At 60.0% G+C, this 15,864-nt stretch carries 15 protein-coding genes; 5 read left to right on the top strand and 10 right to left on the bottom strand.

What is annotated here, in order from left to right; translation table 11 throughout:
• The first annotated feature begins 355 nt into the window (after nucleotides 1–355).
• On the top strand, nucleotides 356–607 hold the full coding sequence (gene oprI, locus AB4O36_RS06595; RefSeq protein WP_003448337.1) for an outer membrane lipoprotei OprI: 252 nt from the start codon (nucleotides 356–358) through the stop codon (nucleotides 605–607).
• 123 nt (nucleotides 608–730) lie between these two features.
• On the opposite strand, the gene AB4O36_RS06590 is transcribed toward oprI, so the two are convergent.
• The 3 genes from AB4O36_RS06590 to AB4O36_RS06580 form a co-directional block, all read right to left on the bottom strand.
• On the bottom strand, nucleotides 731–1,702 hold the full coding sequence (locus tag AB4O36_RS06590) for a L,D-transpeptidase family protein (protein WP_460122640.1): 972 nt from the start codon (nucleotides 1,700–1,702) through the stop codon (nucleotides 731–733).
• A 101-nt stretch (nucleotides 1,703–1,803) separates the two neighbouring features.
• On the bottom strand, nucleotides 1,804–2,097 hold the full coding sequence (locus AB4O36_RS06585; protein WP_096509755.1) for a hypothetical protein: 294 nt from the start codon (nucleotides 2,095–2,097) through the stop codon (nucleotides 1,804–1,806).
• Between the two features lie 56 nt (nucleotides 2,098–2,153).
• On the bottom strand, nucleotides 2,154–2,759 hold the full coding sequence (locus AB4O36_RS06580; RefSeq protein ID WP_460141304.1) for an arylesterase: 606 nt from the start codon (nucleotides 2,757–2,759) through the stop codon (nucleotides 2,154–2,156).
• 10 nt (nucleotides 2,760–2,769) lie between these two features.
• Here AB4O36_RS06580 and AB4O36_RS06575 point away from each other — a divergent pair, with 10 nt between their 5' ends.
• The 3 genes from AB4O36_RS06575 to greB are packed head-to-tail and all read left to right on the top strand — an operon-like array spanning nucleotide 2,770 to nucleotide 6,489.
• A complete protein-coding gene (locus AB4O36_RS06575; RefSeq protein ID WP_368559049.1) occupies nucleotides 2,770–3,453 on the top strand; it encodes an ABC transporter ATP-binding protein in 684 nt (227 codons plus the stop codon).
• The gene (locus tag AB4O36_RS06570; protein WP_460141303.1) at nucleotides 3,453–5,957 is read left to right on the top strand and encodes an ABC transporter permease; all 2,505 of its coding nucleotides are present in this window, start codon (nucleotides 3,453–3,455) and stop codon (nucleotides 5,955–5,957) included. The genes AB4O36_RS06575 and AB4O36_RS06570 overlap by 1 nt, the downstream gene beginning before the upstream one ends.
• A gap of 34 nt (nucleotides 5,958–5,991) precedes the next feature.
• The gene (gene greB, locus AB4O36_RS06565; RefSeq protein ID WP_115947228.1) at nucleotides 5,992–6,489 is read left to right on the top strand and encodes a transcription elongation factor GreB; all 498 of its coding nucleotides are present in this window, start codon (nucleotides 5,992–5,994) and stop codon (nucleotides 6,487–6,489) included.
• Nucleotides 6,490–6,492: 3 nt separating this feature from the next.
• Here the strand turns inward: greB and AB4O36_RS06560 are convergent, their stop codons facing one another.
• The 6 genes from AB4O36_RS06560 to AB4O36_RS06535 form a co-directional block, all read right to left on the bottom strand.
• Complete coding sequence (locus AB4O36_RS06560) at nucleotides 6,493–6,801, bottom strand: class I SAM-dependent methyltransferase (protein WP_460141302.1); 309 nt, start codon at nucleotides 6,799–6,801, stop codon at nucleotides 6,493–6,495.
• A 342-nt stretch (nucleotides 6,802–7,143) separates the two neighbouring features.
• The gene (locus AB4O36_RS06555; protein WP_460141301.1) at nucleotides 7,144–7,458 is read right to left on the bottom strand and encodes a DUF6124 family protein; all 315 of its coding nucleotides are present in this window, start codon (nucleotides 7,456–7,458) and stop codon (nucleotides 7,144–7,146) included.
• A gap of 477 nt (nucleotides 7,459–7,935) precedes the next feature.
• Nucleotides 7,936–10,200: a T6SS phospholipase effector Tle1-like catalytic domain-containing protein gene (locus tag AB4O36_RS06550; protein WP_460141300.1), complete on the bottom strand. Its 2,265-nt coding sequence runs from the start codon at nucleotides 10,198–10,200 to the stop codon at nucleotides 7,936–7,938.
• A gap of 35 nt (nucleotides 10,201–10,235) precedes the next feature.
• Entirely contained in the window at nucleotides 10,236–10,757 is a 522-nt protein-coding gene (locus AB4O36_RS06545; RefSeq protein ID WP_460142120.1) for a DUF3304 domain-containing protein, read from the bottom strand.
• A gap of 576 nt (nucleotides 10,758–11,333) precedes the next feature.
• Nucleotides 11,334–11,768 (bottom strand): DoxX family protein, encoded by a 435-nt coding sequence (locus tag AB4O36_RS06540; RefSeq protein ID WP_460122629.1) that lies wholly within the window; start codon nucleotides 11,766–11,768, stop codon nucleotides 11,334–11,336.
• Between the two features lie 107 nt (nucleotides 11,769–11,875).
• Nucleotides 11,876–13,297 (bottom strand): MltF family protein, encoded by a 1,422-nt coding sequence (locus AB4O36_RS06535; protein ID WP_460141299.1) that lies wholly within the window; start codon nucleotides 13,295–13,297, stop codon nucleotides 11,876–11,878.
• A gap of 235 nt (nucleotides 13,298–13,532) precedes the next feature.
• Here AB4O36_RS06535 and AB4O36_RS06530 point away from each other — a divergent pair, with 235 nt between their 5' ends.
• Nucleotides 13,533–14,348 carry a TatD family hydrolase gene (locus tag AB4O36_RS06530; RefSeq protein WP_460141298.1) on the top strand — a complete coding sequence of 272 codons (816 nt, stop codon included), beginning with the start codon at nucleotides 13,533–13,535 and terminating at the stop codon, nucleotides 14,346–14,348.
• A gap of 119 nt (nucleotides 14,349–14,467) precedes the next feature.
• On the opposite strand, the gene AB4O36_RS06525 is transcribed toward AB4O36_RS06530, so the two are convergent.
• The gene (locus AB4O36_RS06525) at nucleotides 14,468–15,697 is read right to left on the bottom strand and encodes an acyl-CoA dehydrogenase (RefSeq protein ID WP_460141297.1); all 1,230 of its coding nucleotides are present in this window, start codon (nucleotides 15,695–15,697) and stop codon (nucleotides 14,468–14,470) included.
• Between the last annotated feature and the right edge of the window lie 167 nt (nucleotides 15,698–15,864).

Raw genomic sequence — 15,864 nt, 5'->3', positions numbered from 1 at the left:
GAACGTCTCTCTATTAAGTCACCTCAACTAGGAGAAAGATATGAGAGCGGTCACGCAGCCCCCCAACGAAAGTGTAGACGAATCCATCTAGCCAGACTTTAGTCAAGAGCCTGTAAACAGTCGCGCGGGCCGGGAACTTTTTCGTGCCAACTCGCTCTACGCGGGGCTCGTGGCTGGATATTTTTTAAGCAAACGTAAGTAAAAGTTGCTCGAAAAAGAATCAACGCCTACAATTTTTTTGGCTTCTTGCTTTACGTCAGTTTACTTACGACAAGTAATGGGTAGTATGTACGCCGGCTCTTTCCTCACTGTGAGGAGACAGCCACTTAATGGAAAGTCCTTGAAGGGGAACACGATGAACAACGTTCTGAAATTCTCTGCTCTGGCTCTGGCCGCAGTTCTGGCTACCGGTTGCAGCAGCGTATCGAAAGAAACCGAAGCACGTCTGACTGCAACTGAAGACGCAGCAGCTCGCGCCCAAGCTCGTGCAGACGAAGCTTACCGTAAAGCTGATGAAGCTCTGGCTGCTGCTCAAAAAGCACAACAGACTGCTGACGAAGCTAACGAGCGTGCTCTGCGCATGCTGGAAAAAGCTAGCCGCAAGTAATAATCCCTCGGGATTGTTATCAAGCCGACCCATTTTTTGGGTCGGCTTTTTTATTGCCCGACGTTTCGTCCAAGCAATAAAAAACCCGCCGACGCAGCCGCATCGACGGGTTTGAAAGAAGCCTTATTGCAGAGGATCGAGCGGAGCGCTGGAGACCATCGGTGCCGACTGATTGGGCACGGCGATTTCCACTGGCAGACCATCTTCAGCGGCCACCACATCACGCACAACATCCCAGTTCATACGCAGGTTGTTGGTGATGTCTTCGCGCTTGAGCATCGCGTTGATGACCGCAGTGTGCTTGTCGACCACCGACGGGTTGCCCTTGTCGTCCAGCGGCGTGTGGGCCTCCAGGTAGACCTTGCCACCGCTGACACCGAATTTGTAGGAGTCATTGATGATGCGTACCGACGTGCCCACCGGCACCATGCCGGCCATTTCCAGCACGTTGTTGTTGAACATGCGGAAGCAGCCGTGGCTGGTGCGCATGCCGATGCCGAACTTCTTGTTGGAACCGTGGATCAGGTAGCCCGGTGTGCCCAGGGTGAACTTGAACGGGCCCAGCGGGTTGTCGGGACCGGCTGGCACGACATTCGGCAGCGGATCGCCATCGGCGGCGTGCTCGGCCTTGATCGACGCCGGAGGCGTCCAGGTCGGATTAGGCGTCTTGGCGATGATGCTGGTGTGGGCGATTGGCGAGCCCCAGCCTTCGCGACCGATACCCAACGGGAAGGTGTACACCACGTTCCGGCCCTTGGGGTAATAGTAGAGGCGGTACTCAGCCAGGTTGATGACAATGCCTTCACGCGGGCCAGGTGGCAGGATGAAGCGGGTGGGCAACACGATTTCGGTGCCAGCACCCGGCAACCAGGGATCGACGCCAGGGTTGGCCGCGACCATCTCTGTGTAACCCAGATCGTAAGTGGTGCCAAGGTCGGCGAAGGTGTCTTCGTACTTGGCCTTGATGACCTGCACCTGGCCGACGATGTCTTCACCAGGCGGTGGCAGGGGCAACTCCAATGCAGCTACGGGACCCGCAGCGCACAGGGCGGCAAGTGTCAGGCAGCGGGTGACGGCAGGAAAGCGCGGCAACATCCGGAAAATCCTTCGCAAGATCGACAAGGGTGAAAAACGCGATTGTACACCGGCACCCATAAATTCGGGGAGATGGTCGATGGCTCGCGTATCGGGATGTGTCAGAGCTCGAAACGCAGCTCTGGCCAGATAGGCGAGGTCCCACGCTTCTGCGATTCCAGGATGGCCCGGCACAGTGAGCATAGGCGCTGATCCTGAAACACCTTGCGGTCGACGCTCGACCAGCGCGGTTGTGCCGGCAGCAGGCTACCGCACAGGGTGCGATCGGCCGAACCTCCCAGCTCCAACTGACGGGTCACCAGATGCACACGCACTTCCTGGCAGGCGAACAAATCCAACTGCTCGTCTGGCTCGATCAGTTGATAGGCAAAAAGTGACCAGGCGGGACGCGGCATCGGGGGCTCCAGATAGGGGGCGCCACATTAGCCGAATCCCGGCCACTAGAAAAGCGTCAAAGCAGCGGTTTCAGTGCCGGCCAGACATTTTCCAGCAACTTGTCCTGGGCCCCCGCCGCCGGGTGCAGGCCATCGGCTTGCATCATGTCCGGATGCCCGCCCACGCCTTCCAGAAAAAACGGCACCAGCGGGATCTTTTTCTGGTCGGCGACGTTGCTGTACACCTCGGCGAACGCCTTGGTGTATCGCGCTCCGTAGTTGGGAGGCAATTGCATGCCCAGCAACAACACCTTGGCACCACTGGCGCGGGATCCGTCGATCATTATTGCAAGGTTTTGTTGCAATTGCGTCGGCAGCATTCCGCGCAGGCCATCATTGCCGCCCAACTCCAGGATCACCAACTCAGGCTTATGCTCTGCAAGCAGCGCAGGCAGGCGCGCCCGGCCTCCCGCGCTGGTGTCGCCGCTGATCGACGCATTGACCACCTTGTCGTCGAAACCTTCCTGCTTGAGCCGTCGTTCAAGCAGTGACACCCACCCCACGCGGGTATCCAGGCCGAAACCGGCGCTGATACTATCGCCAACGATCAGGACTGTACCCGCCGCTGCGTTCTGGGCCATGCACATCAAGGCCAGGCCAGCACTCAAAAACCATACACGCATCGGATTCTCCATGGGCGCAAGCATTCTCACCGCGAAGAACCTCAGCAAAGTGGTCCCCAGCGCGGAAGGTGAACTGACTATCCTGCACGAACTCAGCCTGGAACTGAACAAGGGCGACAGCCTGGCCATCGTCGGCGCGTCCGGTTCCGGCAAATCCACCCTCCTTGGCCTGCTGGCCGGCCTCGACCTGCCCAGCAGCGGTGAAGTCACCCTCGCCGGCCAGGGTCTGAGCACGCTGGACGAGGATCAACGGGCACGCATCCGTGCCGAACACGTCGGCTTCGTGTTCCAGTCCTTTCAGTTGCTCGACAGCCTCAACGCCCTGGAAAACGTCATGCTGCCGTTGGAACTCGATGGCCGCAAGGACGCCCGGGAACGTGCCACGGGGCTGCTGCAACGTGTCGGTCTTGGGCAGCGCCTGACTCACTCGCCACGCCAGCTCTCGGGCGGCGAACAGCAGCGCGTCGCGATTGCCCGCGCGTTTGCCGCCGAACCCGACGTGCTGTTTGCCGACGAGCCCACTGGCAACCTCGACAGCCATACCGGCGAGCGAATCAGCGACTTGCTGTTCGAGCTGAACAAGGAGCGCGGCACCACCCTGGTGCTGGTGACCCATGATGAACGCCTGGCACATCGCTGCCGGCGCCTGATCCGTCTTGAAGCGGGCCTGCTGGTCGCCCCTCTGGAGCCTTGATGGCACGTCTGCCGCTGTTGCGCCTGTTCAGTCTCGCCATCCGCCAATTGCTGCGTGACGCCCGCGCCGGTGAATTGCGGGTATTGTTTTTCGCTTTGTTGGTGGCGGTGGCGGCCAGTACCGCCATCGGATACTTCGGCGCCCGCCTCAATGGCGCCATGATGCTGCGCGCTACCGAGTTCCTCGGCGCCGACTTGCTGCTCGAAGGCAGTTCACCCGCGCGGCCCGAACAGATCAGAAGCGGCACGGAACTGGGGCTCGAACATGCCCAGGTGGTGGAGTTCTCCAGTGTCATCGCCACCGATAACGGTATTCAGTTGTCCAGCATAAAGGCGGCCGACGATGCCTATCCATTGCGAGGAGAACTGAAAAGCGCCCCTGCCCCCTTTGCACCGGAAGTCGCCGGCGGAGGGCCCAGGCCCGGGGAAGCCTGGGTCGAAGCCCGGCTGCTGACCGCGCTGGACCTGAAGATCGGCGACAGCATCGATGTTGGCATGCGCACCCTGAAACTGGCGCGGATACTCACTTACGAACCGGACCGCGCCGGCAACTTCTACAGCCTGACGCCACGTGTGTTGATCAACCTCAGCGACCTCGCCGCGACCGGCGTGGTGCAGCCAGGCAGCCGGGTCGGCTATCGCGAACTCTGGCGCGGCAAGGCCGAGGCACTGGAAACCTATCGGCAACTGATCAAACCTGGCCTGGCCGCCAACCAGCGCATCCAGGATGCCCGAGACGGCAACCAGCAGATTGGCGGTGCGCTGGGCAAGGCTGAACGCTACTTGAACATGGCCAGCCTGGTCGCTGTATTACTGGCCGGTGTGGCGGTGGCGCTGTCGGCGACACGCTTCGCCACTCGCCGCTTCGACGCCAGTGCGCTGTTGCGCTGCCTGGGATTGTCGCGCCGGGAAACGCTGGTGCTGTTCAGTCTTCAACTCACCGTGCTCGGCCTGCTGGCCAGCCTCAGCGGCGCCATGATCGGCTGGCTGGCGCAACTGGGACTGTTCGCGCTGCTGCATGACCTGTTGCCCAACGACGTGCCGCCGGGAGGTCTGTTTCCGGCCATTGCCGGGATTGGCACGGGCCTGGTCGCGCTGGCCGGCTTCGCCTTGCCGCCGTTGGCAGCGCTGGGTCGCGTTCCGCCCCTGCGGGTACTGCGCCGTGACATGCTGCCCATTGCATCCAGCACTTGGGTGATCTATGGCGCGGCATTGGGCGCCCTCGGCCTGATCATGTGGCGCCTGAGCCTGGACCTGCTGCTGACCTTCGCCCTGCTCGGTGGCGGCGTGGTCGCTGCGTTGGTACTGGGCGGCCTGCTCTTGCTGCTGTTGAAAAGCCTGCGCCGCCTGCTCGCGCGCGCTTCGTTGCCGTGGCGCCTGGGTCTGGGTCAATTGCTGCGGCATCCACTGGCAGCAGCGGGCCAATCGCTGGCGTTCGGCCTGATTCTCCTGTCGATGGCGCTGATCGCCCTGCTGCGGGGCGAGTTGCTGGATACCTGGCAGAATCAACTGCCGAAAAATGCACCGAACTATTTCGCGCTGAACATCCTGCCAGACGACAAACAGGCCTTCACCGATCGCCTGATCGAAGTGTCGGCACAATCAGCACCGTTGTACCCCGTGGTCCCGGGTCGGCTGATCAGTATCAATGGCGAGGCGGTGCAACAGATTGTCAGCAAGGACTCCGCCGGGGACCGGGCGATCCAACGCGACCTGAGCCTGACGTGGGCAGCGGACCTGCCCGCCGGCAATCAAATCACTGCCGGCAGTTGGTGGAGCGAACAGCCGTCGACCGACATTCCGGGCGTATCAGTGGAAGGCAAGGTCGCCGAGAGCCTCAAGCTGAAACTGGGTGATCACCTGGTGTTCAGCGTCGGCGGGGTCAATCGTGAGGCGAAGGTCACCAGCCTGCGGGACATCAACTGGGACAACTTCCAGCCCAACTTCTTCATGATTTTCCAACCGGGAACATTGAAGGATTTGCCGGCGACCTACCTCACCAGTTTCTATCTGGCGGCCGGTCACGACCAGCAGATTGTCGACCTGTCCCGCGCCTTCCCCGCGGTGACGATCCTGCAAGTCGAAGCACTGTTGGAACAATTGCGCAGCATCCTCGCTCAAGTCACCCTGGCGGTGGAGTACGTGCTGCTGTTTGTGTTGGCCGCGGGGATGGCGGTGCTGTTCTCTGGCCTGCAAGCGACACTGGACGAGCGTATCCGCCAGGGCGCCTTGCTGCGTGCGCTGGGTGCCGAGCGACAGTTGCTGGTCAAGGCGCGGCGCATCGAGTTCGGGCTGCTCGGCGCGGTCAGCGGCTTGCTGGCTGCACTGGGGTCGGAACTGGTGAGCCTGGTGCTTTACCGTTACGCGTTCGACCTGCCGTGGCACCCGCACCCTTGGTTGCTGGTGCTGCCATTGATCGGCGCCGCACTGATCGGTGGGGCCGGCGTGTTCGGCACCCGTCGTGCTCTCAATGCCAGCCCCCTGACAGTGTTGCGCGAGGGTTGATAGACTCCAGCCTTCTCCATCACAAGAAGTCGCCATGAGCCGTTACCGCCCTCCCCGCACCGCCGGCACCGCGCTGATCACCCCCGAGGGTGAAGCGCGGATGCGCGCCGAGTTTCACGAACTCTGGCACGTGCGCCGACCACAGGTGACGCAAGCGGTCAGCGAAGCGGCCGCCCAGGGTGATCGCTCGGAAAACGCTGAATACACCTACGGCAAAAAGATGCTGCGCGAGATCGACAGCCGAGTGCGCTTTTTGACCAAGCGCCTGGAAGCGCTCAAGGTCGTCAGCGAGAAACCCAGCGACCCGAACAAAGTCTACTTTGGCGCCTGGGTCACGATCGAAGACGAGGATGGCAAGGAGTCGCGCTATCGCATCGTTGGCCCGGACGAGCTGGATTTGAAACTGGGCTTGATCAGCATCGACTCACCGCTGGCCCGCGCCTTGATCGGCAAGGCACTGGACGCCGAAGTCCGCGTGCAGACACCGACTGGCGAGCAGTGCGTGTATATCGTGGCGATCGACTACCCCTGACGCTCAGCGACGAGTGATCAAGCCTTGGCGTGCAACGCGGGTCAGTTGCTTGATCACCTCAAAGGCGTCTTGCGCGCTGGGCGACTGGATCACCGCCAGATCAAAGCTGTCGCTGGCAAATCGCGCCAGTGACTCACCGTCTTCGACAAACTGGATCAGGAATGCGGCGGGCCCACCGGTACGTCGTGGCCAGCCATCGAGATAACGCAAAAGCGTCGGCTGATGTTTGCCGCCAAGCAGGATTTTGGGATTGCGCTGGGTGAGGTGTGCCGTGATCGGCGCGGGGCGTACAACAGGGTTTAGTGCATTCATCGTGTCGTGTCTCTGCCTCAAAAGTCTGCATGGCAGGTGAGAGGCAACACCGAACCAGCGCTTTAGCGGTATTTCGAAGCCCATCTCAAGCTTCTATCGGCAACTCAATGAGTCACCTGGCGCCCCGCAAGTAGCTGTTTAAATCGGCGCATGGGCAACATCCTAGAGAAGCCGATGCGGAGGTGTCAAGAACCGGCCTTTGCGCGCGCCCAGCACATCGCCAAACCACCCTGTAGGAGCGAGCTTGCTCGCGATGGAGGACCAGGCACCGCGGAGTGTCAGGTCGCCACCGTTGTCCGGGCATTTCTTCTCGAGCGTGCTCGCTCCTACCGGGGGAACCACTCAAGCGCCTGCGGTGCGGCATTGTTGTTTGGCGAAGATAGCGGCCATTTCCGGGTCGTCCAGATGGTCGAGCGCGCGTTCGACCAGCAGGTGCACACCATCGGCCATGCGGTTGATTGCCAAGGCAACGGAGCGGCGCGAGCCGTCGATTTCATCGGCGAGGTCTGCGGCTAGAGCGCTGATCGACAGCAGGTCTTCGGAAGCGTTGGACAGAAGGGCTTCGGTGTCGACGTTGGGGCTGACGGTGAAGAGCGAGCCTTTGCGGGCAGGTTGCTCTGGTTCGGTTTCGGGTGGGTCGGGCACAATTTTGGACATGTCTTGGCTCTCGTGATGAGGCTGCAACAATTTCGCTACTAAACGAAAGGGCGGCAGCTGTACGCAGGTTAGTAGACCGATGAGCTAAGAGAATCGGCGCGCCCGGGGGCGCCCTGCGCACAGCCGCCATCAGATGCGGACAAAGTCCGGACTGATGAGAGTTTTGTACGACTTAGCAACGACGGGCTACTAAACCCGATCACTGACAATCAGTGACGGGAACCAAGTTACCGAGCGGTGTAAAAGCGCACAAGCCGGCGGATTCTGGCGTGGGCGTAGGGAATGACGCAAGAATTTGTAGCTTACAGGAAGTAAGTTCGAGCCCTGTTTAAACACTGCACTTCATACTAGCCGCTTCAGGAATAGGGCATGACCCGACCGGCGGTGAGTCGAGCATCACAGCCTTAGCCAGTGACGACTCTGCGCTTCAACGGGCTTTTCAGGTGGGATGTCGGTCAGACATCTCACCCAGCCTGATCAAACCACGCCATCGCGAGCCTCCGTGACTTTCGCATCAAAGGTTTTCCAGCGTGCGCTGAGCCTTCTTTGCATACCAGCAAGAGCTTCGGCATCAAAGATCGAAGGCGGCGCCGGTCGTGGTGTCGAATGGCGACTATCCGCCACCATCACGCCGTTAACTTCCTTGAGCAGCACCAGCTCCCGTCGGTTGGCTTCGCCGAAGAACACCATCCGTTCACTGAAATACGTGCCCCCTCGCTCACGGCCTTTGGCGTAGAGGAACCAGGCGCGGGAGTCGTGGACCTGATCGTCGAACAATACTCGCAGTAACCCGGTGGCGTCCTGAGCATTGCGGCTTTCATCGACGTTGTGCCGTGTTTTTTCATCGACGTGGTTGCGCTCGAATTTGGGCGGCGGGAACAGCTGGCTGACGCGTTCCATGCCCAGGGACTTGATCGCCGCGCGCTCGGCGCGCACTTGCACCGTCAATTGATTGAGCATCATTGCCGGGAGCACCGCCACGGCTGCGAGCCAGAACACGATTGTTTCGATGTTGTCGATGTCGCGGTAATCCAGGCTGAACTCCTGCGCTGCTTCGCGCAGTTGGGTTTGCGCCATGTCGGCGTCGAAGTCCTTGACGCCGGGCTCCATGGGTTTCTTTTCGGTGCCCGGCACACGTTCGTTGATCAGCTGTTCTTTGCGGATATTTTTGATGGCCTCCTGTTTTGCTTCTCGTGCGGCCTCGGCTTTTTGCTTCACGTAGGGATCGGCTTGCGTGTCGCTTGCCTGTTGGTAAAACGTTGTTTGCCGGAGGCTGGAGAAACCGTAACGGTCGATGCGCCAGGCGGTGATCCAGCCGAGTTGGTTGCGTATGGCCTCTTCCAGATTGGCGGAGGCTGTGAGGGGTTCGTAGCGTTCGCTTTGTTCGGGGGTTAGTGGCTTGCGAACCGGGGGCAAATCTAGAGTAACTTCGCGCCAAGCGTTGAAGCGGCTGACCAACGTCGGCGAGGCCATGAACTCTCGCACCAGTTCAAGCTCCATTGCTCGCCAGAGTTCATGCTGAAGATCATGTGGTAGAGCAGCAGGTGGCACTTTAAGTGGCGCACCATGCGCAAAAGCGTCCGCATACAAATCATTCAGGGCGATAAGCGATAATAAGAGGCCGTCTCCTTCGTAATTATCCTTGCTAACTGCCTTCCCTTGATCTCCCGGCGGGTACCCTCCACCCACATCCGAATGCACCCCAGGATAAATCACCTCCATGGAGTTGACCGGATAGCCACCACCCGCCCGGCGAATCGACTCCGATGGAAAACACAACCGCTGCTCATGACTGGCCACCAGATGCAGGCAGCGCTTGACCAACCGGTCTGGTATTTCCTGGCTGCTATCGGCCCAGCCCATATGCCCGTCCGCCCCAGGGACGATATCAGCGAGCCCCACCGACGCCACGGTGTCCAGCAACCCCAGGTACTCGACGCTGACGGGGAGGGTCAGGTCCTTGTACTTCAGCGAGGGCGTCGTGGCACTGCTGTCCAGCAACTGGTTGAGCCAGTTGACGAAGGCTCTGGCCGCCGCCGCACCGCGGGAAAATCCATACACGTAGAGCTTGATGCCCAACAGTTTCGGGCGCGCCGGCAAATTGTCCGCCAACGCTATACGTAAGGGCTGTTCAAGGGCTGCCAGCTGTTTGTCAAACACATTGGCTCGATTGGCCTCCCCGCCGGACTCCATCCCCACTAACGTACCCATGGCTTTGACGGCGCCGAGCAGCGCAACATTATCCATTCGGGGTAAATCCAGACTGCGCCGGAGCGCATCGATGATCATCATCAACGCCCAGTTGATGCGTTCCTCGCCATACCACCCGGTAGCCATGCCCAGCTGGGTGTAATCCAGGTCACCCACTTCGGCAAAGGGTGTGCCGACACCGGGCATGTAATATTTGAAATACTGGTTGTTGCCGGCCCCTGGGGTATCGGTCAGCCCCTGGGCCTTGCTGCTGGCGTGCCCGGTACCGCCCGCATGGCCGGTGCCAATGCTGGCGCGGAACATCCTGGCGATATTGGTTGGATTCGGGGGCGTCGACAGGTAGAGGTCGTTATTGAGGTTATTGCCGGTGCCGTCGAAGCACAGACTGACGTGCAGCGTCTTGCAGCAGGGTGGCAAGACCCTGTGCCCCGCCGCTACGCTGAGAGCATCATGGTGACTAACTTCCCATTCGGCCTGACGCCGCAGGTTCTGGCGAACTTGCCACTCTCGGCGGGGCAGACGGCCTTGCACGGGATAGGGTGAGGGATACCAAACGCTGACATGGTTTACTGCGGACATGATTGTGGCTCCGGCAGGTTCAACGGGGTTTTGATGGGATATTCCGGGCTGCCATAGCCGTAGCAGGAGGTGGTGACTTGAAGTTCATCGCAGGGCAGGAAGTGCACGGTGAGTCCGCAGACTTTTTGGCCAGAGTAGTCGGGAACTGACACTAATTTGCTGTGCCGGCGTTTTTGTGCATCGATCTGCTTTATCCATTCGAGATACTTTGGCCAGTCCTCGGGACCTGGGATATCAAAGGAGTAAGCCACCCCCGTTTCCCACTCAACACGCACCGTCATCCCCGGCACCCACCGCGAAGGCGCGATGTAACAACACCCTCCACCGCCCCCCTGATAGGGACCAATAATGTCCAACCCCGAGCGACCATTGACCGCGAATTGATTGATCGCCCAATGGGTGTGGTTGATCGCTTCGAGAGTTCCTGCCCAGGCGTTCTGAACGGCCAATAGCGACATCAATGTGGCGAACAGCACGGCACTAGGGCCGCCGCTTGTGAATGGACGCATACGTTTCATTTCCTTATGTCGTTGCTTGCAAACAGGCCCGTGACAAGGGTGGACTGGAAGTCGCGCACGTAGGGCGTGAGGCGGCTGTGGTCGAAGAAAATCGGCAGTGAACTCATGGTCAAGCCTCCCTGGCCTGGATGGAGTGGCGGGGAGGTTTTTATCCACCCGCGTCGGATGCGGGTCAGTGTTCTAGAAGCTGAAAATTGTTGAAATAGGACGGTTCTGATGGGCGCGTAGGATGCGTCCAAATGTTATGGCGCTGGATCTGTAGGATGTTTCCAAGTTTCTGTGAGTCCCGGAAAACAAGCTTTCTGTAGGTGCATCCGGCCGACGCTCGGATGCTCGCGATGGAGGCCCAGACATTGCGGGGTGTCAGGTTGCCCAGCGTGATCGTTGACGACCATCGCGAGTAAACTCGCTCCTACAGGAGTACCAGACACCGCAGGGCATCAGCTGCCCAGCGTTATCGTTAAAGTCCATCGCGGGCATTCGAGCGTCGATCGGCTGCTCCTACAGGGGAGCGGGAGCAACAAAAAAGGCCCGCGCAATGCGGGCCTTGTTTTTGATTCAGAGCGGTTAACCAGCGATTGCGCGGTCCACCGAGAGCTTGCCGGCACCTTCGATCAGTACCGCGATGCTGCCACCGAGCAAGGCCAGGGCGAACTCGTAACCGTTGTTGGCCATGAACAGGCCGTTGCTGATGTGCACGCTGAAGATCGCCACCAGCGACAGGAAGGTCAGGCCCAGTGCTGCCGGACGCACCAGCAGGCCAATGATCAAGGCCAGGCCGGCGAAGAACTCGGTACCGCCCGCCAAAGTCGCCATGACGTAGCCCGGGGTCAGGCCGATGCTTTCCATGTACTGCGCGGTGCCGGCCAGACCGTAGCCTCCAAAGGCGCCGAAGAGTTTCTGCGAACCGTGGGCAGCGAAGATGATGCCGACGAAAATACGCAGGACAGTCAGGCCGTAGCCAGCGCGGGTGAACAGTACCTTGTTGATCATTGTGCTCATGTTGTGTCGTCCCTAATGGAGTTATGTGTGTTGGTTGGTCGCCATATTAATCGATAAAACAAATGCTAAAAGCGCAATTTTTTCGCAATAACAATCAGTTTATTCGATCACTTCCTTGAGACGACTTTTTGCCTCTGGGGCTCCAACGACTCCCGCTCCCGATCGAATGCCAGGTAGTACTTGTTCACGCTATTAACATAGCTGACAGGGCCCATTCCCACCTGCTCCATGGCGATGCGTTCAACCTGGAAAAACCATTGATTGGGATTCAAGCCGCGCCGCCGTGCCTCCGCGCGCATGCCCTGGACCCGCTCTGGTCCGATGTTATACGCCGCCAGTGTGAATGCCATGCGCTCACGCTCGTTGAGTTTTGGGCTGGCAAAAAACTTGCGACGGATCATGGCCAGGTACTTGGCGCCGGCCTGCACATTGCCATCGACTTCCTGAATGTTGCTGACACCGACCCGCTGCGCCGCTGACGGGGTGATCTGCATCAGACCGGTTGGGGCGCCACCGCTGCGGGCCTTGGGTTGCAGGCCGGACTCCTTGAACGCCAGCGCCGCCAGGTTCAGCCAGTCCATGTTTTGCGCATCGGCATGTTTTTGCAGCACCGGTCGAAGTTTCTCCAGGCGCTGGCGATCGCTCTTGGCCAACGGATAATGCACTTGGTACAGACGGCGATAGATGCGCAGGAACGCCGCATCCTGATCCGAAGGCTTTTTATAGCCGGCCAGGAAGCGATCGATGCTGGCCCGCAACATCGTCGCGTCGCGGCGTACGAACCAGAACTCTTCTCCTGGTTCACTGATCATCACCTGCTTGTCAAACCGCAGCTTTGGCAGGATCTTGCCCCAACGCTCGGCAATCGGTTGTTCAACGATCGTCAGGTGAAAGATCCCGCCCTGCACCATCTCCAATACGTCCTCGATCGCAAGACTCGGATCGACCCACTCGATTATCACCGGTGGCAGTTTGTGCAGCGCCAGCTTCTGGTTGATCTGGCTGATGGCGTCACCGGCGACGCTGCCGGTCGGCAATGCCAGGGTCTTGCCCGAAAGTTGCTCGAGGCGTGTGTAGCGCATCTCGCCCTTGATACCGACCAGCACCAACGGGATATTGGTGGCAACCGGTTCGCTGGTACTGACGGCGTATCCCGGCTGCAGATCCAGCAACTCGCCCGGTGCAACCAGGTCCCCCTCCCCGCGCTGCAATGCGCCGAGCAACTGGTCCTTGCTTTTGGGAATGATCTTGAGCTTGATCTCCTGACCATCGCGGGCGTGACCGTTGAGGTATTGCTCGAAGGCACGCAGTCGATGATATTCGACCCCAATCGACTGGCCCTGCACTTCGCCGGAACTGTTGCGACTCTGGTTGACCAGCACTTTCAATACCCGACTGCTGCGGATCTCCGAAAGATCGCGCACCTTGGCCGCGGGCACGGCTTGCAGCGGACCGGCCAGGCGCGCAACCGCCGGCATCGGAAGCAGCAGCGCAGCACACAGCAGGAGCAAAATCGAGGGACGGGTCATCCACTCTCCGCAAGAAGGACGGGGCCGATTTCAAAAGCATTGACGAAATCGAGCGACGGAAACGAAGCGCATTGAACGCTGGCAAGGTACGAAAGACTGGCACAGTGATGGCCATGTGACCAGTCCAAGGCGTCTTCCGGCCTCAAAAGACAGCTTTAACTCGTTGTAGTTCTTGGCTTTTATTATAAATCTACAGCTCTGATATGCTTTCCGGCCCTGGGTCCGAGGTAGCACCATGCAACTCATCGATATCGGCGTCAACCTGACCAACCCCAGTTTTGCCGACAAACACCAAGCCGTGCTCGAGCGTGCCTTTGCCGCCGGGGTCTGCCAATTGGTACTGACCGGCACCAGCGTTGACGGCAGCGAACAGGCGCTGGAGTTGTGCCGGCAGTTGGATGAAACGTCGCAGCGGCTGTTCGCCACCGCCGGCATCCACCCACACGCGGCCAGCGATTGGAATGCCGACAGCGCCCAGCGCCTGCGAGGTTTGCTCAAGGAGCCAAACGTGGTGGCCGTGGGTGAGTGCGGACTGGATTTCAATCGCGACTTCTCGCCGCGCCCGCAGCAGGAGAAAGTCCTGGAAGAGCATCTGGCGCTGGCGGTCGAGCTCCAATTGCCGGTGTTTCTCCATGAGCGTGACGCCAATCAGCGTTTGCTGGAAATCCTGCGCGATTACCGCGACAAACTGTCGGCAGCCGTGGTGCATTGTTTCACGGGGGAAAAACAGGCGCTGTTCAGCTACCTCGATCTCGACCTGCACATCGGTATCACCGGCTGGATCTGCGACGAGCGTCGCGGCACGCATTTGCATCCGCTGGTCAAGGAGATCAAACGTGGGCGCCTGATGCTGGAAAGTGACGCGCCTTACCTGCTGCCGCGCAGCTTGCGGCCCAAACCGAAAAATGGTCGCAACGAGCCGGCCTATCTGACCGAGGTGTTGCGCGAAGTGGCGTCGCACCGAGGGGAAAGCGAGCAGGACGTGGCAGCCCACAGCACGGCGTGTGCGCGGGCGTTTTTTGGTTTGCCGGTGGCCTCCAGCAAACCCTGAAACCCTGTAGGAGCGAGCATGCTCGCGATGGACGTTAACGATAACGCGGGCAGCCTGACACCCCGAGGTGTCCGTGACTCCATCGCGAGCATGCTCGCTCCTACAGGGGGCTGGCGTGCTTAGTGGCTGCTACGCATCATTTCCCGCGGCACATACTTGCCGATCTCGAACTTGCCGATCGCCGCTCGGTGCACTTCGTCCGGGCCATCGGCCAGGCGCAGGGTGCGCTGCATCGCATACATGTAGGCCAGCGGGAAGTCGTTGGACACCCCCGCCCCGCCATGAATCTGGATCGCCCGGTCAATGACCCGCAGCGCCACATTGGGCGCGACCACCTTGATCTGCGCAATTTCACTCTTCGCCACTTTATTGCCGACGGTATCCATCATGTAGGCGGCCTTCAGGGTCAGCAGGCGCGCCATGTCGATTTCCATCCGTGAGTCGGCAATCTTGTCGACATTGCCCCCCAGACGCGCCAGTGGCTTGCCAAAGGCCGTGCGCTCCACGGAGCGCTTGCACATCAGTTCCAGCGCGCGCTCGGCCATGCCGATCGAACGCATGCAGTGGTGAATCCGACCTGGGCCCAGACGCCCCTGGGCGATTTCAAAGCCACGGCCTTCGCCCAGCAGTACGTTTTCGTACGGCACCCGGACGTTTTCGAACAGCACTTCGGCGTGGCCGTGAGGTGCGTCGTCGTAACCGAACACGGGCAGCGGACGGACGATTTTCACACCTGGTGTATCCACCGGCACCAGAATCATCGAGTGCTGGGCGTGACGTGGCGCATCGGGATTGCTCAACCCCATGAACACCAGGATCTTGCAACGCGGGTCGCAGGCACCTGACGTCCACCATTTCTTGCCGTTGATCACCCACTCGTCACCGTCACGCACGGCGCGGGCGGCCATGTTAGTGGCGTCGGAGGATGCGACATCGGGTTCGGTCATGGCGAATGCCGAACGGATCTCGCCCCGCAACAGTGGTTCGAGCCAGCGCTGCTTCTGTTCTTCATTGGCATAACGAACCAGCACTTCCATGTTGCCGGTGTCCGGCGCCGAGCAGTTGAACGGCTCGGGGCCCAGCAGCGAGCGACCCATGATTTCCGCCAAGGGAGCGTATTCGAGGTTGGTGAGGCCGGCGCCGAGCTCGGACTCAGGCAGAAACAAATTCCACAAGCCTTCAGCCTTGGCCTTGAGTTTGAGTTCTTCCATGATCGCCGTCGGCTGCCAGCGATCGCCCTCCGCAACCTGACGCTCGAACACGGCTTCGGCGGGGTAAACATAAGCATCCATGAACGCGGTCACGCGCTCACGCAGTTCCTGAACCTTGGGCGAATAAGCGAAATCCATGGGGCAGCTACCTTCTTGGGGGAAGTTGTTTAGGGCATGCAATCGATGCTAGAGCAGCTACGAAAATTTACCTAGCCTATTCTCCGCGTGTATTAACATTCATCACCGATATATGATCGGCTGATTGCCAAGGCCTCCGTGCCCGTCCAGACCGCCCTACAATAAGA

It is taken from the genome of Pseudomonas sp. S2_E01, assembly GCF_054668365.1.
The sequence above is the reverse complement of the archived record's forward strand: the minus strand, read 5'-3'. Positions and strand labels throughout refer to the sequence as shown.